The sequence below is a fragment of the Mycolicibacterium xanthum genome (assembly GCF_019710635.1).
Taxonomy (GTDB): domain Bacteria; phylum Actinomycetota; class Actinomycetes; order Mycobacteriales; family Mycobacteriaceae; genus Mycobacterium; species Mycobacterium xanthum.
In genome coordinates, this window is the sequence record NZ_JAIFZS010000039.1 from 1 (window position 1) to 21,129 (window position 21,129).

Below are 21,129 nucleotides of genomic sequence, written 5' to 3' on the forward strand. Positions count from 1 at the left end.
AAAAAACAACAAACAAAAACCACCAAACACACTATTGAGTTCTCAAACAACACACCCCGGCGCCGGTTTTCACCCGGTTTCAGGCAACCCTGCCAGCGTACTTCATCTACTCAGGGAGGTCAAGCCCCGTCCGCTCTGTCCGATCGGTTGTCCGTCCGGACCGGGCCGTTGGCTTCTGTCGGAAATACTACGCGCTGTCGCGCACACACCCAAATGACCAGCACACAGCGGGTGTGGCGGCCGTAAAGCTATGCGACACGCTCGATCTCGGCCCCGAGCGCGACCAGATTCTCGACGAACCTCGGATAGCCGCGATCGATGTGGAAGACATCGTGCACCTCGGTATCGCCGTCGGCGACCAGGCCGGCCAGCACCAGCCCTGCGCCGGCCCGGATGTCCGACGACCACACCGGCGCACTGGACAGTTGCGGGATACCCCGCACGACGGCGTGGTGGCCGTCGGTCCGTGCGTCGGCCCCCAGCCGGATCATCTCCTCGACGAAACGGAACCGTGCCTCGAACACGTTCTCGGTGATCATCGACGTACCGTCGGCGATCGCCGCCAGGCCGATGGCCATCGGCTGCAGGTCGGTCGGGAAACCGGGGAACGGCAGGGTGGCCACGTTGACGGCTTTCGGACGCTCGTACTGGACCACCCGGAAGCCGTCGTCGCTCTGCGTCACCGTGGCGCCCGCGTCGTGCAGCTTGTGCAGCACCAGCTGAAGATGCGCCGGGTCCACCCCCGTCACCGAGATGTCCCCGCGGGTCATCGCCGCCGCGATGCCCCACGTCGCCGCCACGATCCGATCACCGATGACCCGGTGTTCGGTCGGATAGAGCCGGTCGACCCCGGTGATCGTCAGCGTCGACGACCCCGCGCCCGAGATCTGGGCCCCCATCTGGTTGAGCATCGTGCAGAGGTCCACCACGTCGGGCTCACGTGCCGCATTGTGGATCGTGGTGACTCCGTCGGCCAGCACCGCGGCCATCAGGATGTTCTCGGTCGCGCCGACCGACGGGAACTCCAGCTGGATCTCTGCGCCGTGCAGGTGATCGGCCTCTGCGACGACGCAACCGTGCTCGATGGTGCAACGCGCGCCCAGCTGACGCAGCCCCGACTGGTGCATGTCCAGCGGCCGGGACCCGATGGCGTCACCGCCCGGCAGGGCCACCTTGGCCTGCCGGCACCTGCCGACCAACGGACCCAGCACGCAGACCGACGCCCGGAACTGTCGCACCGCGGCGAAGTCGGCGTCGTACTTCGGCTCGTCCGGCGAGGTGATCCGCACGATGTCGCCCACCAGCTCGACGGTGGCCCCCAGACCGCGCAGGACCTCGGCCATCAGCGGCACGTCGAGGATGTCAGGGCAGTTGGTGATGGTGCTGGTGCCCTCGGCGAGCAACGCCGCCGCCATCAGCTTCAACACGCTGTTCTTGGCCCCCCCGACGGCCACTTCGCCCGATAACCGGTTTCCGCCGGTCACCACGAAATGCTCGCTCACGCCGGTTAGTGTAAACAGCCCGCTTGGCCATGTCAGTCCGCCAAGCCACCGCGATGGACACACCCCCATACCGGTGTCGTAGCGTTTCGGTATGGCTGTCCATCTGACGCGGATCTACACCCGGACCGGCGACGACGGGACCACCGGCCTCAGCGATTTCAGCAGGGTCCCGAAGAACGACGCACGCCTGGTGGCCTACGCCGACTGTGACGAGACCAACGCCGCGATCGGTGTTGCCGTGGCACTCGGCGGTCCCGACCAGAGGATCCTGGCGGTCCTGAGACAGATTCAGAACGACCTGTTCGACGCCGGTGCCGACCTGTCCACCCCGGTCGTCGAGAACCCCGAGTACCCGCCACTGCGGATCCAGCAGGCCTACATCGACCGGCTGGAAGCCTGGTGCGACGAGTTCAACGAAGATCTGCCCGCGCTGAACTCGTTCATCCTGCCCGGCGGCACATCGCTGTCCGCCCTCCTGCACGTCGCGCGGACCGTGGCCCGGCGGGCCGAACGCTCGGCCTGGCAGGCGCTCGACACACACGGCGACACGGTCAGCGTGCTTCCGGCGAAATACCTCAACCGGCTCTCGGACCTGCTGTTCATCCTGTCCCGGGTGGCCAACCCGGAGGGCGACGTGCTCTGGCAGCCCGGCGGGCAGCACCAAGGCGATCAGTAACCCCCGGGCTCAGTAGCTGCGGCGACGCGTCCGCGGCGACGGCCTCGACTCCAGCCAGGAGGTGAACGCCGTCAACGCACCACGGTCGAGGGCGATCTCATAGCCGCGGCCCGGTCCGGCGTCGCACAGTTCGAGGACGGCGATCTCATCGGTCATGATGTCGAACTCGTCGCCGCGCGGTGACCGCCGCGACACGATCTCCAGACCGCGCCGGCTCAGCCTGCGGTCCGGCCACCAGCGCAGGCTCGAGAGCCGATAGAAGCCCGCCTCGCCGCCGCGGTAGCGGATCACCCCGTGCCGCCAGCCCTGGCCGCCGACGGCGGGGACATCACGCAGGATCGCGGCGGTCCCGCCGACCTGGCGCAGTTTCCACAGCCGGTAGAACAGGGCCACGACGACGAGCAGCAGCACACAGACCAACGCGACCATGAAGAGCATGGACGCGTTCACCGGCCCGCCCGACTAGTCGATCTGGCCGATAGCGCGTAGGCGCGCGCGTCCCCAGGCCGCCGTCCTCGGATCGTCCGACTCGGCGTCCTGCTTGGCCGCGTCGGCATCGACCTCGGACTCGAACTGTGCGTTTTCGACCAGCACCCGCACGGCCTCGTCGGTGACCGACAGGAACCCGCCGTCGACCGCGATCCGCAGATCGTCCTCGCCTTCGCGTTCGACACGCACCATCGCATCGTCGACGAGCTGGGCCACCAGCGGGATGTGCCGGGGCAGGATCCCGATCTCACCGGCGGTGGTGCGGGTGAAGACGAACGTGGCCTCGCCGTGCCAGAGCTCACGCTCCACGGCGACGATCTCGACGTTCATTTCGGCCATGTCACACCACCTCTCGGATTATCGGACCCGACAGCTCAACCCATCGGTTCTTCGCGCAAGCGCTCATCGGTGCCAATCCGTTCTTCGCGCAAGCGCTCATCGGTGCCAATCCGTTCTTCGCGCAAGCGCTCATCGGTGCCAATCCGTTCTTCGCGCAAGCGCTCATCGGTGCCAATCCGTTCTTCGCGCAAGCGCTCATCGGTGCCAATCCGTTCTTCGCGCAAGCGCTCATCGGTGCCAATCCGTTCTTCGCGCAAGCGCTCATCGGTGCCAATCCGTTCTTCGCGCAAGCGCTCATCGGTGCCAATCCGTTCTTCGCGCAAGCGCTCATCGGTGCCAATCCGTTCTTCGCGCAAGCGCTCATCGGTGCCAATCCGTTCTTCGCGCAAGCGCTCATCGGTGCCAATCCGTTCTTCGCGCAAGCGCTCATCGGTGCCAATCCGTTCTTCGCGCAAGCGCTCATCGGTGCCAATCCGTTCTTCGCGCAAGCGCTCATCGGTGCCAATCCGTTCTTCGCGCAAGCGCTCATCGGTGCCAATCCGTTCTTCGCGCAAGCGCTCATCGGTGCCAATCCGTTCTTCGCGCAAGCGCTCATCGGTGCCAATCCGTTCTTCGCGCAAGCGCTCATCGGTGCCAATCCGTTCTTCGCGCAAGCGCTCATCGGTGCCAATCCGTTCTTCGCGCAAGCGCTCATCGGTGCCAATCCGTTCTTCGCGCAAGCGCTCATCGGTGCCAATCCGTTCTTCGCGCAAGCGCTCATCGGTGCCAATCCGTTCTTCGCGCAAGCGCTCATCGGTGCCAATCCGTTCTTCGCGCAAGCGCTCATCGGTGCCAATCCGTTCTTCGCGCAAGCGCTCATCGGTGCCAATCCGTTCTTCGCGCAAGCGCTCATCGGTGCCAATCCGTTCTTCGCGCAAGCGCTCATCACAGCTTGGCGCCGAGGCTTTCGGCCTTTTTCGCCAGGTCGTCGAGGCCGCCGATCAGGAAGAACGCCTGCTCGGGCAGGTGGTCGAACTCGCCCTTGCACAGCTTGTCGAAGGCCTCGATGGTCTCCTTCAGCGGCACCGTCGAGCCGGGCTGGCCGGTGAACTGCTCGGCCGCCATCATGTTCTGGCTCAGGAAGCGCTCGATCCGGCGGGCCCGGTTGACCAGCTGCTTGTCCTCTTCGGAGAGCTCGTCGATACCGAGGATCGCGATGATGTCCTGCAGATCCTTGTAGCGCTGCAGGATCCGGATGACCTCCTGGGCGACGCGGTAGTGCTCGTCACCGACGACCGCCGGGTCCAGGATCGTCGACGACGACGCCAGCGGGTCCACCGCGGGGAAGATGCCCTTCGAGAACACCGCACGGGAGAGCTCGGTGGTCGCATCAAGGTGGGCGAACGTGGTCGCCGGCGCCGGGTCGGTGTAGTCGTCGGCGGGCACGTACACGGCCTGCATCGACGTGATGGACCGACCACGCGTCGAGGTGATCCGCTCCTGCAGCTCACCCATCTCGTCGGCCAGCGTGGGCTGGTAGCCGACCGCGGACGGCATCCGGCCGAGCAGCGTCGAGACCTCGGAGCCGGCCTGGGTGAAACGGAAGATGTTGTCGATGAACAGCAGCACGTCCTGGCCCTGCTCGTCGCGGAAGAACTCCGCCATGGTCAGCGCCGACAGCGCGACCCGCATACGGGTGCCCGGTGGCTCGTCCATCTGACCGAACACCAGGGCGGTGTCCTTGAGCACGTTGGCGTCGGCGAGCTCGACCCACAGATCGTTGCCCTCACGGGTGCGCTCCCCCACACCGGCGAACACCGAGGTACCACCGAAGTTGCGGGCGATACGGTTGATCATCTCCTGGATGAGCACCGTCTTGCCCACACCGGCGCCGCCGAACAGCGCGATCTTGCCGCCACGCACGTACGGGGTGAGCAGGTCGACGACCTTCAGACCGGTCTCCAGCATCTCGGTGCGGGGCTCCAGGTCGGAGAAGGCCGGCGGCTTGCGGTGGATCGACCAGTGCTCGAAGTCCTTGCCGTAGCCCGGCTCGTCGAGGCAGTCACCGAGCGCGTTGAACACGTGGCCCTTGACTCCGTCGCCGACCGGCACCGAGATGGAGCGGCCGGTGTCGGACACCTCGACACCGCGGACCAGGCCGTCGGTGGGCTGCATGGAGATGGTGCGCACCAGGTTGTCGCCGAGGTGCTGTGCGACCTCCAGGGTCAGCTTCTTCGACAGTTCCTTGTAGGAGATGTCGGCGTGCAACGCATTGAACAGCTCGGGTACGGCGCCGCGCGGGAACTCCACGTCGACGACCGGGCCGGTGATGCGGACCACGCGGCCGGTGGTCTCCTTGGCTTGCGCTGGTGCAGTCATGTTCTCTTCGCTTCCTGATGGGGCGTACTACTGAAGGTCATTTCGCGTCGGCCAGCGCGTTGGCGCCGCCGACGATCTCGCTGATTTCCTGGGTGATCTGGGCCTGACGCTCGCGGTTGGCGGCCAGGGTCAGGGCCTTGATCAGATCGTCGGCGTTGTCGGTGGCCGACTTCATCGCCCGGCGCCGCGACGCCGACTCCGAGGCCGCGGCCTCCAGCAACGCGGCGTACACCCGGGTCGCGATGTAGCGCGGCAGCAGGGCGTCGAACAACGTCTCCGCGTTCGGCTCGAACGAGAACAGCGTCTGCGGCCCGTCGGCCGGGCGGTCGTCCTCGACGTACTCGACGACCATCGGCGCGATCCTGCGTGCCACCGCGGTCTGCGAGAGCATCGACCTGAACTCGGTGAACACCACATGCAGTTCGTCGACGCCCAGGATGCCGTCGGCGCCGGGCTCGTCACCCTGGTCGTCGGCGCCCGACATGAACGCGGTCACCAGCGTGTCGGCGATCTCGCGGGCCTGCTCGTAGGTCGGGCGCTCCGAGAAGCCGGTCCACGACTCGGTGACGGCCCGCTGCCGGAAACTGAAGTACCCCAGCGCCTTGCGGCCGACGACGTAGAGCACCGGGTTCTTGCCCTCCTCACGCAGCAGCGCGAAGAGCTCCTCGGCCTGCCTGAGCACGTTGGCGTTGTAGGCGCCACACAACCCGCGGTCAGAGGACACCACCAGTACCCCGGCCCGCTTGGGCTGCGCCCGGGCCACCAACAGCGGATGGTCCAGGGCGCTGGCGCTGGCGAGCTCGGTGAGCATGCTGGTGATCTCGGTGCTGTAGGGCCGAGCCGCTTCGACTCGGGCCTGCGCCTTGGCGATCCGCGACGTGGCGATCAGCTCCTGGGCCTTGGTGATCTTCTTGATCGACCCGGCGGAGCGGATGCGCCCGCGAAGCTCGCGCAGTGTTGCAGCCATCTAGCTCTCCAGAACCCTTCTAGGCCTCGTCGCCTACTTGCCGGCCGGCTTGCGGACCTTGACCGATTCCTTCTGGACGTCTTCCTCGTCCATTGCCTCGGCGCCGGGCTCGTTCACCACCACGGAGCTGCCGTCGGTGGCGGAGAAGCCCTTCTTGAACTCGTTGATGACGTCGGCGAGCTTCTGCTCGGCCTCCTCGGAGAGCTTCTTGGTCTCCCGGATGCCGGCCAGAATGTCGTCGTGCGAAGCCTTGACGTGCTCGAGCAGCTCGGACTCGAAGCGCGAGACGTCCTCGACCGGAACCGAATCCAGATGCCCGCCGGTGCCCAGGAAGATCGAGACCACCTGGTCCTCCACCGGGTACGGCGTGTACTGCGGCTGCTTGAGCAGCTCGACGAGCCGGGCACCGCGGTCCAGCTGGGCCTTGGAGGCCGCGTCCAGATCGGAGGCGAACGCGGCGAACGCCTCCAGCTCGCGGAACTGCGACAGCTCCAGTCGCAGCGAGCCGGCCACCTCCTTCATCGCCTTGATCTGGGCGGCGCCACCGACGCGGGACACCGAGACGCCGACGTTGATGGCGGGGCGCACACCCTGGTTGAACAGATCGGTCTCCAGGAAGCACTGGCCGTCGGTGATGGAGATGACGTTGGTCGGGATGAACGCCGAGATGTCGTTGGCCTTGGTCTCGATGATCGGCAGACCGGTCATCGATCCGCCACCGAGCTCGTCGGACAGCTTCGCGCAGCGCTCCAGCAGCCGCGAGTGCAGGTAGAACACGTCACCCGGGAAGGCCTCGCGGCCCGGCGGGCGGCGCAGCAGCAGCGAGATGGCGCGGTAGGCGTCGGCCTGCTTGGACAGGTCGTCGAAGATGATCAGCACGTGCTTGCCGTCGTACATCCAGTGCTGGCCGATCGCCGAACCGGTGTAGGGGGCGAGCCACTTGAAGCCGGCCGAGTCCGAGGCCGGCGCCGCGACGATGGTGGTGTAGTCCATCGCGCCGCCCTCCTCGAGCGCACGCTTCACCGACGCGATCGTGGTGCCCTTCTGGCCGATGGCGACGTACACGCAGCGCACCTGCTGCTTGGGGTCACCGGTCTCCCAGGCCTGGCGCTGGTTGAGGATGGTGTCGACGCACACCGCGGTCTTGCCGGTCTTGCGGTCACCGATGATCAGCTGGCGCTGACCGCGGCCGATCGGGGTCATCGAGTCGATGGCCTTGATGCCGGTCTGCAGCGGCTCGCTGACGCTCTGGCGCTGAACCACCGACGGCGCCTGCAGCTCCAGCGCGCGGCGGGTGTCGGAGGCGATGTCGCCCTGGCCGTCGATCGGCTGGCCGAGCGGGTTGACGACGCGGCCGAGGAAGCCGTCGCCGACGGGCACCGACAGCACCTCGCCGGTGCGCTTGACCTGCTGGCCCTCTTCGATGTTCTCGAAGTCGCCCAGGATCACCGCGCCGACGCTGTGCTCGTCGAGGTTCAGCGCGACACCGAGAACCCCGCCCGGGAACTCGAGCAGTTCCTGGGTCATCACCGAGGGCAACCCCTCGACGTGGGCGATACCGTCGCCGGCGTCGACGACGGTGCCGACCTCCTCGCGATCGGACTCGGCGGTGAAGGAGGAGACGTAGTCCTCGATCGCGCCTTCGATGTCAGCAGCCGAGATTGTCAACTCTGCCATGGCTTTTCGTCTTCCTGCCTCTGTGGTTCGATCAAATGCTGTGGTTGCGGTCCCGGTCAGTCCGGCAGCCCGGTACGGGCCGCGGCCAATCGGGAGGAGATGGAGCCGTCGATGACCTCGTCGCCAACGGTGATCAGCAGTCCACCCAGAACTGCGGGGTCGATGGTGAGCTGGACCGACATCGGGCGGCCGTAGATCCGGCCCAGCACCGTCGTGAGCCGGCTGCGCTGAGCGTCGGACAGTTCGGCGGCCGCGGTCACCTGAGCGACGACCTCGCCGCGCCGGGCGACGGCCAGCTCGGCCAGATCGTCGACCGCGACGTCGGCGGACTCGCCGCGGATCAGCTCAACGGTCTGGGTCAGCAGCGTCCTGGCGGTGGCGTTCACCCCCGCCCCGGCGTCGAGGACCTTGTTCAGCAGGTCGACGCGGTGCTCGGCGGGCGCCTCGAAGTCGGACAGCAGCCGGTTCAGCCGCGACTCGGTGTCGAGCACCCGGCCGAAGCGGAACAACTGGTCCTCGAGCTCCTCGCCCTGACCCTCCCGCTCGGCGCGCACCAGCAGCGCCAGCCGCGCGACGTGCTCGATCGCATCGATCAGGTTCGCCTCGCTGGACCACCGCTGCGAGGCGGCGGTCTTGAGCAGGTCCAGCGTGGTGGCGTCGACCTTGCCGTCGAACAGGCGCGCCACCATCTGCGTCTTGGCGGCCGAGTCGCCGGTCGGCTCGGCGAGATACTTGTTGAGCACCGGCTCGGAGATCAGCAGCTTCGCCACCGCCACGAGGTCGTCGGCCAGCGTGGTCAACGCCTCGGCGGACGCACCCGCGGTCGCCGACTCGAACGCCGCGACCAGCGACGCCAGCGCCTCACGGCTGGCCGCCCGCAGGCTCAACGGGGCGCCCGACTCCAGCACCACCGAAGACGGCGCCATCGCGTCGAGCTCGCCGAGGAACCGGTCGACGGTCGAGGACTGCGCGGCCGGATCGGCGACGTACCCGCGGACGATGTCCTCGGCCTTCTGCACCGACTCCTCGCCCAGACCGGTACGAAGCTGGCGCACGAGCTGCTGCCGCATGAGCTGCACCTGCTGGGCGCCCTGGGCTTTGATGCGCTCCGCCTCGACGTCGGCCTGCTCGACGAGTTGGGCCGCGATGCGTCCGGAATCCTGCCTGGCCTCCTCGGTCACCTTGGCGGATTCGGCGTTGGCCTCTTCGAGCGCCTTGGCGTGCATCGCGTCGGCGTCGGCGAGCTTGCGGCTCGCCTCGGCGCTCTCGGCGAGCGCGGTCCGCACCGCGTCCTGCTGCTTCTGCATCAGCGCACGTACGGGCGGTACCACCCACTTCACGATGATGAAGACGATCACCGCGAAGCCGATCAGCTGACCGATGAAGATCGACATCTAACGACTCCCACCTGGTTTGACGTCGACGCCCAGGATCCGGCTGGCCAGCGTCGCGGACAGCCCGTCGACCGATGACTCGAGTTCGGAACGTGCCGCCGAACCCTGTTGCGACAGCTGCTCGTCGGCCGAAGCCACGGACTCGGCGACCGCACCGCTGGCCGCCGCACGCTTCTCGTCGACGACCTGGCGGCCCGCGGTGCGGGCCTCGTCACGGATCGCGGCCGCCTCGCCACGGGCAGTGGCCATCGTCTCGTCGAAGTCCGCCTGCGCCGCGGCGACCTGCTCGGCCGACTTGCGGTTGTCGGAGGCGGTCTTGGCCAGCATGGCCTCCCGCTCGGCGAGCACCTTGCTGACGGGTGGCACAACCCATTTCGTGATCACGCCGAGCACGATCAGGAAGATCAGCAGGATCGCGAAGAAGGTTCCGTTGGGGATCAGGAAGTTGCTGGTCCCCCCGCCCTCCTCAGCGGCCGCGAGAACAGATTCGGTCAGTTCGCCCATGCCGATGGATTACTGCAGGCCCGGCGTGGCGAAGACGAAGAGCGCCATGAAGGCCAGGTTGATGAAGTAGGCCGCCTCAACGAGACCGACGGTGATGAAGAACGGTGTGAAAAGTCGGCCCTGCGCCTCGGGCTGGCGGGCGATGCCGGAGATCAGGGCATTACCGGCGATGCCGTCACCGACACCGGCGCCGATCGCGCCGCCACCCATGATCAGACCGCCGCCGATCAGTGCGCCGGCCGTGATGATGGCGTTGGGATCGATTTCCATTCCTTATCCTCCTTGATAACTGATGGCTCATTAGCTGTGGCCGCCAGAGTTCGTGGTCGTTGTTCGTAGGGACGTTGCAGTCAGTCGTTGGATCGGCGTGTCGGTCGGTCAGTGCTCCTCGTGCTCGAGCTCCATCGACTGACTGAAGTACAGGATCGTCAGCAGCGAGAAGATGAACGCCTGGATCAGACCGACGAACAGGTCGAACGTCTTCCAGATCGCGTTGGGCGCCCACTGGACGTACCAGGGGAACATCGCGATGAGCGCGACCAGGATGCCGCCGGCGAAGATGTTGCCGAAGAGTCGCAGTGCCAGCGAGATCGGCTTGGCGAGCTCCTCGACGATGTTGATCGGCGCCAGGAACGCGACATGGCCCTTCACGACCTTGATCGGGTGGCCGATGATGCCGCGGCGCCAGATCCCGGCGGCGTGGTAGGCGACGAACACGAACAGCGCGAGCGCGAGGACGAAGTTGATGTCGGAGGCCGGCGACTTGTAGAGCTCGCCGGCCGCACCGCTGGGCATGCCGTACTGCAGCGGAAGGACCGCGAGCCAGTTGCAGACGAGGATGAACACGAAGATCGTCACCGCCAGCGGCAGCACGAACGGGGCAACCCGCATGCCGATCGCGCTTTCGATCTGTCCGCGCATCTGGATGGTCAACGCCTCCCAGAACAGCTGCACCCCGCCCGGAACGCCGGTCGAGGTGACCTTCGACCTCAGGTAGAACGCCAGGGCGATGACGATCACCGCGGCGATCGCGGTGGCGAGGATGGTGTCGCCGTTGAACGTCATACCGAACATCTCGAACACCATCGTGTGGTGCCCGACCTCGATAGCGGGGCCACCTTCCTCAGCGGCGAGGATGGAGTCGGTCATGGTTCCTGTCATTTCCCGTTCATGTAGGTCGGCTCAATCATGTCGGTCGGCTCAAGGCTGGGATTCCGTGTCGAGCACGTCCAGTCCCTGGCTGCGAATCTTCTTCAGCACCGGGATGCTGGTGCTCATCACCAGCAGGGCCTGGAAGACCGCCAGCCCGAAGAGCACGGCGACCCCGCCGTGGGCCCTGAAGTAGAACGCGACGACGAGCGCGACGACGCTGATGACGAGCAGTCGCGTCGCCGAGTTCACCGCCATCTTCTTCTTCAGCGGATGTTCCTCGGCGGTGATCGACTCGACGGCACGGCGCACGAGCAACGCGTTGACCAGGCCGAGGAGCAGACCGAAGCCGAAGAAAGCACCGAAGAAGATGTTGCCGGTGAAGCCGGATGCCACCAAGGCCAGCGCGGTCAGCGCAACGCAGACGATCAGCAGGCGCACCGGCCTGAATGCGACGGACGGAAACACCAACGGCGCGTCTTGCGCTGGCGTCGTCACTGCTTCACCTCGATCCCGCGGTCGTCGAAATTCGGTGGGCCATCCAGGGACCGGGTCCCGATGATCCTGTGCGTGGCGCCCGTAGCGTATCCGAGGGCGTCGCGCGCGCTGGAATCACCCAAGGGGTAGCTCCCTGTGATAGGTCAAACTGTCGGTCGTTGTCCCGTCCCGCCCGGTGACGAACCGGGGGTCCGGAGGCCGGCAACCCGCGAGGTTTTGATCGGGTTCTCACCGAACCCTAACACATGGTGAAGGCCCCAAAAGAGGGCCTACTACTTTTTGTCGTATACCCCGTCAGCAGGGGTCTCGCGGCCGCGCAGCAGCGGGATCGCGGTGACGATGACGGCAACCACGATGGCGCCGGCCATGACCGCCGCGGTGTCTTTCGGATCGAAGAAAATGGTGCTCGCCGCACCGAACGCGACGATGCCCACCCACAGGTAGATGAGCAGCACCACCCGGCGGTGCGAGTGCCCGATCTCGAGCAGCCGATGATGCAGATGCATCTTGTCCGGGCTGAACGGGCTCAGGCCCGCACGAGTACGCCTGATGATGGCCAGCAGCATGTCCAGCGCGGGCACGAACATCACGGCGATCACCAGCAGGAACGGCGAGAGCAGCGCGAAGACGTCGCGCACCCCGTACGCGGTCTGCGAGATCGGGCCCGCAGCGGTAGTCGAGGCGGCGGCCAGCATCAGACCGATCAGCATCGAGCCGGAATCGCCCATGAAGATCCGGGCCCGGTAGAAGTTGTGCGGCAGAAAGCCCAGGCAGATCCCGGCCAGCACCACCGAGATCACCGCCGGCGGATAGAACAGCACGTCGCCGCCGTGGTCGCGCAGCAGCCCGATCGAGAAGATGCAGATCGCCGAGGCGGTGATCAAGCCGAGCCCGGCGGCCAGCCCGTCGAGGCCGTCGACGAAGTTCATCGCGTTGACGATCGCCACGGTCAGCGCCAGGGTCAGCACGATCGAGGCCACCTGGTCGAGGACGATCGTGCCCACCCCGCCGATCGGGATGTAGAGCACGCTCCAGGACACCCCCATGGTGACCATCACGCTGGCCGCGGTGATCTGACCGGCGAACTTGGTCAGCGCATCCAGCCCCCACCGGTCGTCGATCAGCCCGACGACCATGATCAGTCCGCCCGCCACGACCACCGCGGGCATGCCGGATGAGTACACGAACCCGCGGGTCAGCGCGGGCAGCTGGGAGGCCAGCAGTACCGCGGCGACCACCCCGAGGTACATCGCCAGACCACCCATCCGCGGGGTCGGCTGCAGGTGCACGTCGCGCTCGCGCGGGTAGGCCACCGCGCCCCACCGCATCGCCAGCACCCGCACCCAGCCGGTGGCCAGGTAGGTGATGACCGCGGCGGTCAGCCCGACCAGTGCCAGTTCGCGCAGCGGGACACCGGCACCCTGGTCGGAAAGCGCCAGAATGCTGTCACCGGCCTGGATGGCGGTAGCCGCCGCGGAAGCGTAATGCACCGGACTCCAGATCTACTCCGCCGCGGGCACGAGGCCGGCCGCTTCCACCCCGAGGACTCCCGCGATCGCATCGATGCTCACCGGACCCTCCCGCAACACCCGCGGGTGGGCACCGGTCAGGTCCACGATGGTCGATGCGGCCTGCTGCTCGGCCGGTCCGCCGTCGAGGTAGACCTCGACGAGGTCACCGAGTTGGTCGCGGGCCTGCGCGGCGGTGACCGCGGCGGGCCGCCCGGAGATGTTGGCGCTCGACACCGCCATCGGCCCGACCTCGCGCAGCAACTCGATCGCCACCGGGTGCAGCGGCATGCGCAGCATCACGGTGCCGTTGGCGTCCCCGAGGTCCCACTGCAGGGAGGGCGCCTGACGGACGACCAGGCTCAGAGCGCCCGGCCAGAACGCCCGGATCAGTTCCTGCGCGGTCTGCGGCACGGTGTAGACCAGGCCCTGGATGGTGTGCCACGACCCCACCAGCACCGGCACCGGCATGTCCCGGCCCCGGCCCTTCGCCGACAGCAGCGCCGCGACCGCGCTGCCGTCGAACGCGTCGGCCCCGATGCCGTACACGGTGTCGGTGGGCATCACGATCAGACGACCACCCTTGAGCGCACTGACCGCCGAGGCGATGCCGGTCTCGCGCTGCGCCGGGTCGGTGCAGTCGAACATCTCGGTCACACCAGCCAGCCTCTCACCCGGCCCGCACCGCGGTCACGAATCGGGGCCGGCCGGCCAGGTCGTGTCGGGCGGTGACCTCGGCGAACCGCCCGGTGCCGAGGAACGCCTCGGCGGTTTGCGCCGATGTCGTGTCGTCGTGTTCGACCGCGCAGCGGCCGCCGGGGTGCAGCAACCGCGCCGCGAGTTCGACGATGCCGTCGATCACCGCCATGCCGTCCTCCCCACCGAACAGCGCATGCGCCGGATCGTGCCGTGCCACTTCGGGTTCCAGCTGCACACCGGAGGGGATGTACGGCGGGTTGGCCACCAGCAGGTCGACGGTCCCGTCCAGCTCGGACAGCACGCCGGTGGCGGTGACGTCGGCGCAGACCAACTGCACCGCGGTGCCGCGCACGTTGCGCCGGGCATAGGCCAGCGCCTCGGCCGAGTCGTCCACGGCGATCACCCGGGCGTCGGGGCGGTGCGCGGCCAGCGCCACCGCCAGCGCCGCCGACCCGGTGCACAGGTCCACGATCAGCGGTGCGCCCGGCAGCGGCTGAGCCTGCGCCCACTCCAGCATGGCCTCGGTCTCCGGTCGCGGCACGAACACCCCCGGACCGACGTGCACGGTCACCGGCCCGAACGGCGCCGTGCCGATCAGGTGCTGCAACGGCACCCGCTCGGCGCGCCTGCTGGTCAGCTCGGCGAAGCGGCCGGCGAACTCGGTGTCCGGTTCGACGAGCGCAAGCCGCCCGCGCTCGGTGCCCGCGACGTGGGCGGCCAGCAGTTCGGCGTCCGCGCGGGGGGTTCCGACCCCGGCAGCGGCCAGCAGGTCGGTGGCGGCGTCGATCATCCGGCGCATCGTCGCCGGCCGGTCGGCCGGCATCACGTGTTCTGCAACCGGGCTTGCTTGTCGGCGGCGGCCAGCGCGTCGAACAGCGGGTCCAGGTCACCGTCGAGGACCTGGTCGAGGTTGTGCGACTTGTAGTTGATCCGGTGGTCGGCGATCCGGTTCTCGGGGAAGTTGTACGTGCGGATCCGCTCGCTGCGGTCGACGGTGCGGATCTGGCTGGCGCGGTCGGCGGACGCGTCGGCCTGGGCCTGTTCCTCGGCCAGCGACTGCAGGCGCGCGGCGAGCACCTGCAGTGCGCGGGCCTTGTTCTGCAGCTGGGAGCGCTCGTTCTGGCAGGTGACGACGATTCCGGTGGGCAGGTGGGTGATCCGCACCGCGGAGTCGGTGGTGTTAACTCCTTGGCCACCCTTCCCTGAACTGCGGTAGACGTCGATCCGCAGGTCGGACTCGTCGATCTGGACCTGCTCGACCTCTTCGGGTTCCGGGTAGACCAGCACGCCGGCCGCCGAGGTGTGCACCCGGCCCTGGGACTCGGTGACCGGCACGCGCTGCACGCGGTGCACGCCGCCCTCGAACTTCAGCCGGGACCACACCCCGTCGGCCGAGTCGCCCTTGCTGGCGATCGACAGCGTCGCGTCCTTGTAGCCACCGAGGTCGGAGGTCGTCTCGTCGAGCACGGTGACCGTCCAGCCGTGCCGCTCGGCGTAGCGGATGTACATCCGGGCCAGGTCCGCGGCGAACAGCGCGGACTCCTCGCCGCCCTCGCCCGACTTGACCTCGAGCACGATGTCGTCGGCGTCGTGCGGGTCGCGCGGGGCGAGCAGGTCGGTCAGGTGGGTGTCGAGCTCCTCGACCGTGGTGGTGAGTTCCCCGACCTCGTCGGCGAAGGAGTCGTCGTCGGCCGCGAGCTCGCGGGCGGCCTCCAGGTCACCGCGGACGGCCGCCAACTTGCGGTAGGTGGCCACGATCGGCGACAGCTGCGAGAACCGCCGGCCGGCCTTACGCGCGGCGGCCGGGTCGGCGTGCAGTTCCGGATCGGCGAGGCGCTGCTCCAAGTCGGCGTGCTCGGCGAGGACCGCCTCGATCGCCGGAGCGGTGTCGGTCATCTCGCCTCCTCGGCCGCGGTCGGCCCCCGGTGTGAACTCCCACCCATGAAACGGCGCCCGGCCTGCGCATACAGCGGCAGGAACGGGCGCCGGTCGAACAGCTACTTGTCGGCCTCGGCCTTCGCGGAGCGCTTGCCGTACCGCTTCTCGAAGCGGGCCACGCGGCCGCCGCTGTCGAGGATCTTCTGCTTACCGGTGTAGAACGGGTGGCACTGAGAGCACACCTCGACGGTGATCTGCCCACTCTTCTTGGTGCTGCGGGTGGTGAAGGTGGCACCACAGCCGCACAGCACGGTGGTATCGACGTAGTCAGGGTGAATACCCGGTTTCATGGCTTCCTCTTTGCTCGTGGGCCCCGGGTCGCCCTCCCGTGCCGGGAGGCTGCGGCGTGAACCGGAACCGAGGTGACGGCGTGCCCGGCCGGAGGCCGGACAGCTGGCCTGATTATGCCAGGTCAACCGCCAGCAGCCTAAACGCGCACTCGGCACCCACTATTCCTCGGTGGGGACGGCACGATAGGTGAGTCCGTCGCGCCTCCACAACAGTCGGCCGGCCGGTTCGCTGCCCATCGCGACCAGCTCGCGCTTGAGCACCTTGTTGGTCGCGGTGCTGGGCAGCTCGGTGGCGATCCAGACGTGGCGGGGCCAGGCCTTCGGCGACAGATCCGGCTGGCCGGCCAGGAAGTCGGCGAACTGCCCGGGCGTCAGCGTGGCGTCGTCGGCCAGGACGATCGCGGCCATCACCTGATCGCCGACGAACTCGTCGGGCACCGGGTAGACGGCGACCTGGCTGATGACGGGCAGCCGGGTCAGGATGCGCTCGATCGGCGCCGAGGTCATGTTCTCGCCGTCCACCCGCATCCAGTCCGCGGTGCGACCGGCCAGGTAGATCCAGCCGTCGGCGTCGCGGTAGGCCAGGTCACCGGACCAGAACATGCCGTGGCGCATGCGTTCGTCGGTGGCGCCGGGATCGTTGTAGTAGCCCGCGAACATACCTGCGCCGTCGGTGTTGACCAGCTCGCCGATGGCGTCGTCGCCGTTGACCAGCGCCCCGTGCGCATCGAACCGGGCGACGGCGCACTCGGTCACCGTCTCGGGGTCGTAGATCGCGACCCCGGGGAACCCCTTGCCGATCGACCCCGGCGGACACCCGTCCTCACGCGTGACGGTCACCGCGTTCTCGGTGGAGCCGAACCCGTCCCACACCTCGCAGCCGAACCGCCTGCCGAACTCGGCGATGTCGCGGTCGGTGGCCTCGTTGCCGAACGCCACCCGCAGCGGGTTGTCCGCGTCGTCGGGGCGGTCCGGGCCGGCCAGGATGTAGGCCAGCGGCTTGCCGACGTAGTTCATGTACGTCACGCCGTAGCGACGGAGGTCGTCGACGAACCGGGAGGCGCTGAACTGCGCCGGCGCCATCGTGGCGCCCGCGTTCAACGCCACCGACCACCCTGCGAGCACCGCGTTGCTGTGGAACAGCGGCATCGACAGGTAGCAGACGTCGTCGGAGGTCAGCTCGTAGCGCGCCGCGAGCGCCGCGCCGGCCAGCAGCACCATCGCGTGCATGACCTTGACCGCCTTCGGGTCGCCGCTGGTGCCGGAGGTGAAGATCAGCATGAAGGTGTCGGTCGCGCCCGCTTCGTGCAGCGGCTGCAGGTCGCCGGCCCGCTCGATCAGCTCCGCGTATTCGGCGCCGCCGACCACCAGCACCCGGATCCCGCCCAGTTCGAGGCCGTCCAGCAGGGCGGCGTGGTCGTCGTCGGTGAGCAGGATCTGGCAGTCGGCGCGGCGGATGTCGCGGGCCAGCGCGTCGCCGCGACGCGTGGTGTTGATCCCGCACACCACGTAGCCGCCGAGCCCCGCGGCGGCCATCGCGGTGAGGATGTCGGGCGTGTTGCCCAGCAGCACACCGACGTGCAGGGACCGGTCCGGCGCGGCCAGGCCGATCAGCGCGGCGGCCTGACCCGCCGCCGCATCGAGGTGTTCGCGCCAGGTCCAGGTCCGGCCGTCGTACCGGATCGCGACACCGTCATCGCCGCGCCGCTCCCGAAGCAGCTGCTGCACCGTCTCCGCCACCTGCGCGCCCTTCTCCGTATGAACAGATTTGAATAGTTGTCTACTCGATCGGCCCACCGCGCCGCACATCGGCCCACCGAGGGCCGGTCATTTGCGAAGATAGGGCGGTGAGCGTCGAGACAGCGGCGAAACCGCCGACACGACCGGTTCGCGACCGCCTGATCGACGCCGCCGAACAGTGCCTGACCGCCAAGGGGATCCGGGCCACCACGGTGTCCGAGGTCGCCGAGGTGGCCGGCGTCAGCCGCGGCTGGCTGTACCGGCACTTTCCGGACAAGGCCGAACTGCTCGGCGCCGCCATCGTCCGGCTCAACGACGCGTTCTGGGCGGAGGCGCACTGCCGGCTGGACGCGGTGATCGGGCTGGACGAGCAGATCGCCGCCGGCGTCGCGCTGGCGCTGCGGGAGTCCGAGACGCCGGGGGCGCTGGTGCTCAAGCTGCGCCAGGAGGAACCCGAGGCGTTCACCGCCTGCGTCGGGCTCGGTGTGCGCGGACTCATTCCCGAGATCGCCGCGTTCTGGGAGCCCTACGTCCGGGCCGCGGTCGACCGGGACGAGATCCACCCGGACACCGACACCGCCGAGGCGGCCGAGTGGATCGCCCGGATCATGATGAGCCTGGCGACCGTGCCCGGCGAGAAGTGCGACGTCGACGACCACGAGTCGGTGCTGCGGCACGCCCGGCGCTACATCGTGGCCGGCCTGCGCTGCGACCCGGCGATCGGCTGAGCTAGCCCGTCGCGGTCACGGCCGACGGTCGGCCGGTGAGCAGGAGCAGCAGATCCCGGATCGGTGCCCTGACCTCACGTCCGGCGCCCACCGCGAAATCCGCGTCGGTGGCGACCAGCCGGACTCCGGCGAACCGCTTGCGCGCGTTGAACGGGAACCCCATCCCCCACACCCGCTCGGCGGCGGCCACCGCGGCGTCGACGGGCATGGGCCGGTCGATGTCCAGCGGTACGCAGATGTCCTGGGCGTGCACCAGCAGGTCGGTCAGTGGCTCGCATTCGGTCGTTCCGGGGGGATGGCGCCGGAAGCCCACCAGCGCGCGCAGATCCGCGGCGATCTGCGCGGGAGTGCGGGTGTCGGCGATCGCCAGACGGTGCACCGCGGTGTTGAACCGGAAACCGCACCGCACGACCTCGAACAACATCCGCGACATCGGGACGTTCGGCAGCGTCAGGTGCGCGGCCACGTCGCCGACGGTCCATCCGGCACACAGCGACGGGGTGTCCCACGAGGCCGGATCGCGTGCATCGATGGCCTCGATGAGGTCGGCGACCTCGCCGCGCTGCGTGTCGACGTGCCGCCAGACCGTGTCCGAATCCATCCCCACTCCGCGAGATGTGATTTGGGCGTGCCCGGTCGCCGCCTGCGCGACCCGGCACGCCCAAATCAATCAGTCGGCGTCGCCGCCGGGCGTGTTCTTGGAGACCTGGACCAGGAACTCGTAGTTGTTCTTGGTCTTGCGCAGCTGGCTCATCAGCAGATCGATGGCCTGGTGCGGATCCAGACCCGACAGCACCCGGCGCAGCTTGTGGACGATCGCGAACTCGTCGGGGCTGAGCAGCAGCTCGTCCTTGCGGGTGCCCGACGGGTTGACGTCCACGGCGGGGAACACGCGCCGTTCGGCGATCTTGCGGTCCAGCTTGAGCTCGGCGTTGCCGGTGCCCTTGAACTCCTCGAAGATCACCGTGTCACCGGTGGATCCGGTCTCGACCATCGCGGTGGCGATGATCGTCAGCGAACCGCCTTCTTCGATGTTGCGCGCCGCGCCCAGGAACCGCTTGGGCGGGTAGAGCGCGGTGGAGTCGACACCACCGGAGAGGATGCGGCCCGACGCCGGCGAGGCGTTGTTGTAGGCGCGGCCCAGGCGGGTGATCGAGTCCAGCAGCACGACGACGTCCTTGCCCTGCTCCACGAGACGCTTGGCGCGCTCGATCGCCAACTCGGCAGCCTGCGTGTGATCTGACGGCGGCCGGTCGAAGGTCGAGGCGATGACCTCACCCTTGACCGATCGCTGCATGTCGGTGACCTCTTCGGGCCGTTCGTCGACGAGCACCACCATCAGGTGGCATTCGGGGTTGTTGCGGGTGATCGCATTGGCGATGTCCTGCAGGATCGTGGTCTTACCCGCCTTCGGCGGGGACACGATCAGGGCCCGCTGGCCCTTGCCGACCGGCATGATCAGGTCGATGACCCGGGTGGTCAGCTTCTCGCTGGTGGTCTCCAGGCGCAGCCGCTGGTTCGGGTACAGCGGGGTGAGCTTGCCGAACTCCGGGCGCTTCTTGGCGTCCTCGATCGACCCGCCGTTGACGCTGTCGATGCGCACCAGCGGGTTGAACTTCTGCCGGGGATTCTGGTTCCCCCCCTCCCCTTCCCGGGGCACCCGCACCGCGCCGGTGATGGCGTCGCCGCGGCGCAGGCCGTTCTTGCGCACCATGTTCATCGAGACGTACACGTCGTTGGGCCCCGCGAGGTAGCCCGACGTGCGCACGAAGGCGTAGTTGTCCAGTACGTCGAGGATGCCCGCCACCGGCTGCACCACGTCGTCCTCGCGCAGTTCGGTGTCGGCCCGATCGCCACCGCCGCCGTCCCCGCCACCGCGCTCACGACGCCGGCGGTCGCGGAACCGCCGACCGCGCCGGCCCTGGCGGCCTTCGCCGTCGTCGTCGTTACCGCCGTCGCCGGATCGGCCGCCGGAGTTGTTCTCGGCGCGACCGCCGGCGTTGCCGCCGCGGCTCTGCCCGCCCTGCTGGTCGGAGCCGTCGCCACGGTTGTCTGAATCTTTGTCGGACCGGTCGGACCGGTCGGCCCTGCCGTTCTTGTCCGACCGGTCGTTGCGGTCCTGGCTGTCACGCTGGCCCTGCCTGGTCTGCTCCGGCGCGCTCGCGTCGGCCGACTGCGCCTGGGCGCCGCCGTCCTGCGGCGTCTGCTCCTCGGCCTGCTCGGCGCTGTTGGGTCCGCCCTGGCCGCGGGAGGCCGACCGGCGCTCACGGCGCTGCTGGGCCGGCTGCTGCTCGGTTCCAGCCTGCGACGACGCAGCGGCGTCGGCCGCCGGAGGGGTCTGGTCGGCGGCCGGCGTCGTAGTGCCGTTCTTCGCCTCGGCGCCGGAGCCGCCGTCGGACTCCCCGCGACGGTCACGGATGGCGGCGATCAGTTCGCTCTTGCGCATCCCCGAAGCGCCCTCCACGCCGACCTCCTTGGCCAGCGCGCGCAGCTCCGGCAGCACCAGGCCGGTGAGCGAGCCACGCCGGTCTGCGGAAGCGGCCGGGGCGCTCTGCGTGGGTGCGGCGTTGTCCGCCGGCGTCGAGATGTCTGGGGTCACGGTGTTCGACAGTTCACCGGTGTCGGTGCTGCCACCAGCCGTGATGAGGTCCGTATCAGTCACGGATTTCCTTT

At 68.4% G+C, this 21,129-nt stretch carries 22 protein-coding genes; 2 read left to right on the forward strand and 20 right to left on the reverse strand.

The window, feature by feature from the left end; translation table 11 throughout:
* Nucleotides 1–248 precede the first annotated feature (248 nt).
* Complete coding sequence (gene murA, locus JDV09_RS15725; protein ID WP_221370080.1) at nt 249–1,502, reverse strand: UDP-N-acetylglucosamine 1-carboxyvinyltransferase; 1,254 nt, start codon at nt 1,500–1,502, stop codon at nt 249–251.
* Between the two features lie 91 nt (nt 1,503–1,593).
* Here murA and JDV09_RS15730 point away from each other — a divergent pair, with 91 nt between their 5' ends.
* Nucleotides 1,594–2,178 carry a cob(I)yrinic acid a,c-diamide adenosyltransferase gene (locus JDV09_RS15730; RefSeq protein WP_221370081.1) on the forward strand — a complete coding sequence of 195 codons (585 nt, stop codon included), beginning with the start codon at nt 1,594–1,596 and terminating at the stop codon, nt 2,176–2,178.
* Between the two features lie 9 nt (nt 2,179–2,187).
* On the opposite strand, the gene JDV09_RS15735 is transcribed toward JDV09_RS15730, so the two are convergent.
* The 17 genes from JDV09_RS15735 to fadD1 form a co-directional block, all read right to left on the reverse strand.
* The gene (locus tag JDV09_RS15735; RefSeq protein ID WP_255605445.1) at nt 2,188–2,616 is read right to left on the reverse strand and encodes a DUF2550 domain-containing protein; all 429 of its coding nucleotides are present in this window, start codon (nt 2,614–2,616) and stop codon (nt 2,188–2,190) included.
* A gap of 24 nt (nt 2,617–2,640) precedes the next feature.
* Nucleotides 2,641–3,006, reverse strand: coding sequence for a F0F1 ATP synthase subunit epsilon (locus JDV09_RS15740; RefSeq protein WP_221370083.1), 366 nt, complete (start codon nt 3,004–3,006; stop codon nt 2,641–2,643).
* A 35-nt stretch (nt 3,007–3,041) separates the two neighbouring features.
* Nucleotides 3,042–3,923 (reverse strand): coiled-coil domain-containing protein, encoded by an 882-nt coding sequence (locus tag JDV09_RS26855; protein ID WP_255605446.1) that lies wholly within the window; start codon nt 3,921–3,923, stop codon nt 3,042–3,044.
* A gap of 7 nt (nt 3,924–3,930) precedes the next feature.
* The gene (gene atpD, locus JDV09_RS15760) at nt 3,931–5,364 is read right to left on the reverse strand and encodes a F0F1 ATP synthase subunit beta (protein ID WP_221370084.1); all 1,434 of its coding nucleotides are present in this window, start codon (nt 5,362–5,364) and stop codon (nt 3,931–3,933) included.
* Nucleotides 5,365–5,401: 37 nt separating this feature from the next.
* A complete protein-coding gene (locus JDV09_RS15765) occupies nt 5,402–6,331 on the reverse strand; it encodes a F0F1 ATP synthase subunit gamma (protein WP_221370085.1) in 930 nt (309 codons plus the stop codon).
* A gap of 33 nt (nt 6,332–6,364) precedes the next feature.
* Nucleotides 6,365–8,008: a F0F1 ATP synthase subunit alpha gene (atpA, locus tag JDV09_RS15770; protein WP_221370086.1), complete on the reverse strand. Its 1,644-nt coding sequence runs from the start codon at nt 8,006–8,008 to the stop codon at nt 6,365–6,367.
* 56 nt (nt 8,009–8,064) lie between these two features.
* The gene (locus JDV09_RS15775; protein ID WP_221370087.1) at nt 8,065–9,402 is read right to left on the reverse strand and encodes a F0F1 ATP synthase subunit B/delta; all 1,338 of its coding nucleotides are present in this window, start codon (nt 9,400–9,402) and stop codon (nt 8,065–8,067) included.
* A complete protein-coding gene (locus JDV09_RS15780; protein ID WP_221370088.1) occupies nt 9,403–9,906 on the reverse strand; it encodes a F0F1 ATP synthase subunit B in 504 nt (167 codons plus the stop codon).
* Nucleotides 9,907–9,915: 9 nt separating this feature from the next.
* Nucleotides 9,916–10,176: a F0F1 ATP synthase subunit C gene (locus JDV09_RS15785; protein ID WP_255605447.1), complete on the reverse strand. Its 261-nt coding sequence runs from the start codon at nt 10,174–10,176 to the stop codon at nt 9,916–9,918.
* A 108-nt stretch (nt 10,177–10,284) separates the two neighbouring features.
* Nucleotides 10,285–11,055, reverse strand: a complete 771-nt coding sequence (atpB, locus tag JDV09_RS15790; protein WP_221370089.1) for a F0F1 ATP synthase subunit A — start codon at nt 11,053–11,055, stop codon at nt 10,285–10,287.
* A 51-nt stretch (nt 11,056–11,106) separates the two neighbouring features.
* On the reverse strand, nt 11,107–11,553 hold the full coding sequence (locus tag JDV09_RS15795) for an ATP synthase subunit I (protein WP_221370090.1): 447 nt from the start codon (nt 11,551–11,553) through the stop codon (nt 11,107–11,109).
* 272 nt (nt 11,554–11,825) lie between these two features.
* A complete protein-coding gene (locus JDV09_RS15800; RefSeq protein WP_221370091.1) occupies nt 11,826–13,043 on the reverse strand; it encodes a glycosyltransferase family 4 protein in 1,218 nt (405 codons plus the stop codon).
* Between the two features lie 12 nt (nt 13,044–13,055).
* Nucleotides 13,056–13,718, reverse strand: coding sequence for an L-threonylcarbamoyladenylate synthase (locus tag JDV09_RS15805; RefSeq protein ID WP_221370092.1), 663 nt, complete (start codon nt 13,716–13,718; stop codon nt 13,056–13,058).
* Between the two features lie 13 nt (nt 13,719–13,731).
* A complete protein-coding gene (gene prmC, locus JDV09_RS15810) occupies nt 13,732–14,583 on the reverse strand; it encodes a peptide chain release factor N(5)-glutamine methyltransferase (protein ID WP_255605448.1) in 852 nt (283 codons plus the stop codon).
* Nucleotides 14,583–15,656, reverse strand: a complete 1,074-nt coding sequence (gene prfA, locus JDV09_RS15815) for a peptide chain release factor 1 (protein ID WP_221370093.1) — start codon at nt 15,654–15,656, stop codon at nt 14,583–14,585. Before prfA ends, prmC begins: the two co-directional genes overlap by 1 nt.
* Nucleotides 15,657–15,757: 101 nt before the next feature.
* Nucleotides 15,758–15,988: a 50S ribosomal protein L31 gene (gene rpmE, locus JDV09_RS15820; RefSeq protein WP_221370094.1), complete on the reverse strand. Its 231-nt coding sequence runs from the start codon at nt 15,986–15,988 to the stop codon at nt 15,758–15,760.
* Nucleotides 15,989–16,147: 159 nt separating this feature from the next.
* Nucleotides 16,148–17,728 carry a fatty-acid--CoA ligase FadD1 gene (gene fadD1 / locus JDV09_RS15825; protein WP_221370095.1) on the reverse strand — a complete coding sequence of 527 codons (1,581 nt, stop codon included), beginning with the start codon at nt 17,726–17,728 and terminating at the stop codon, nt 16,148–16,150.
* 107 nt (nt 17,729–17,835) lie between these two features.
* On the opposite strand from fadD1, the gene JDV09_RS15830 reads away from it, so the two are divergent.
* On the forward strand, nt 17,836–18,456 hold the full coding sequence (locus JDV09_RS15830) for a TetR/AcrR family transcriptional regulator (protein WP_221370096.1): 621 nt from the start codon (nt 17,836–17,838) through the stop codon (nt 18,454–18,456).
* A 1-nt stretch (nt 18,457) separates the two neighbouring features.
* On the opposite strand, the gene JDV09_RS15835 is transcribed toward JDV09_RS15830, so the two are convergent.
* Nucleotides 18,458–19,057 (reverse strand): maleylpyruvate isomerase family mycothiol-dependent enzyme, encoded by a 600-nt coding sequence (locus tag JDV09_RS15835; RefSeq protein WP_221370097.1) that lies wholly within the window; start codon nt 19,055–19,057, stop codon nt 18,458–18,460.
* A gap of 69 nt (nt 19,058–19,126) precedes the next feature.
* Nucleotides 19,127–21,118, reverse strand: coding sequence for a transcription termination factor Rho (gene rho / locus JDV09_RS15840; protein WP_221370098.1), 1,992 nt, complete (start codon nt 21,116–21,118; stop codon nt 19,127–19,129).
* Between the last annotated feature and the right edge of the window lie 11 nt (nt 21,119–21,129).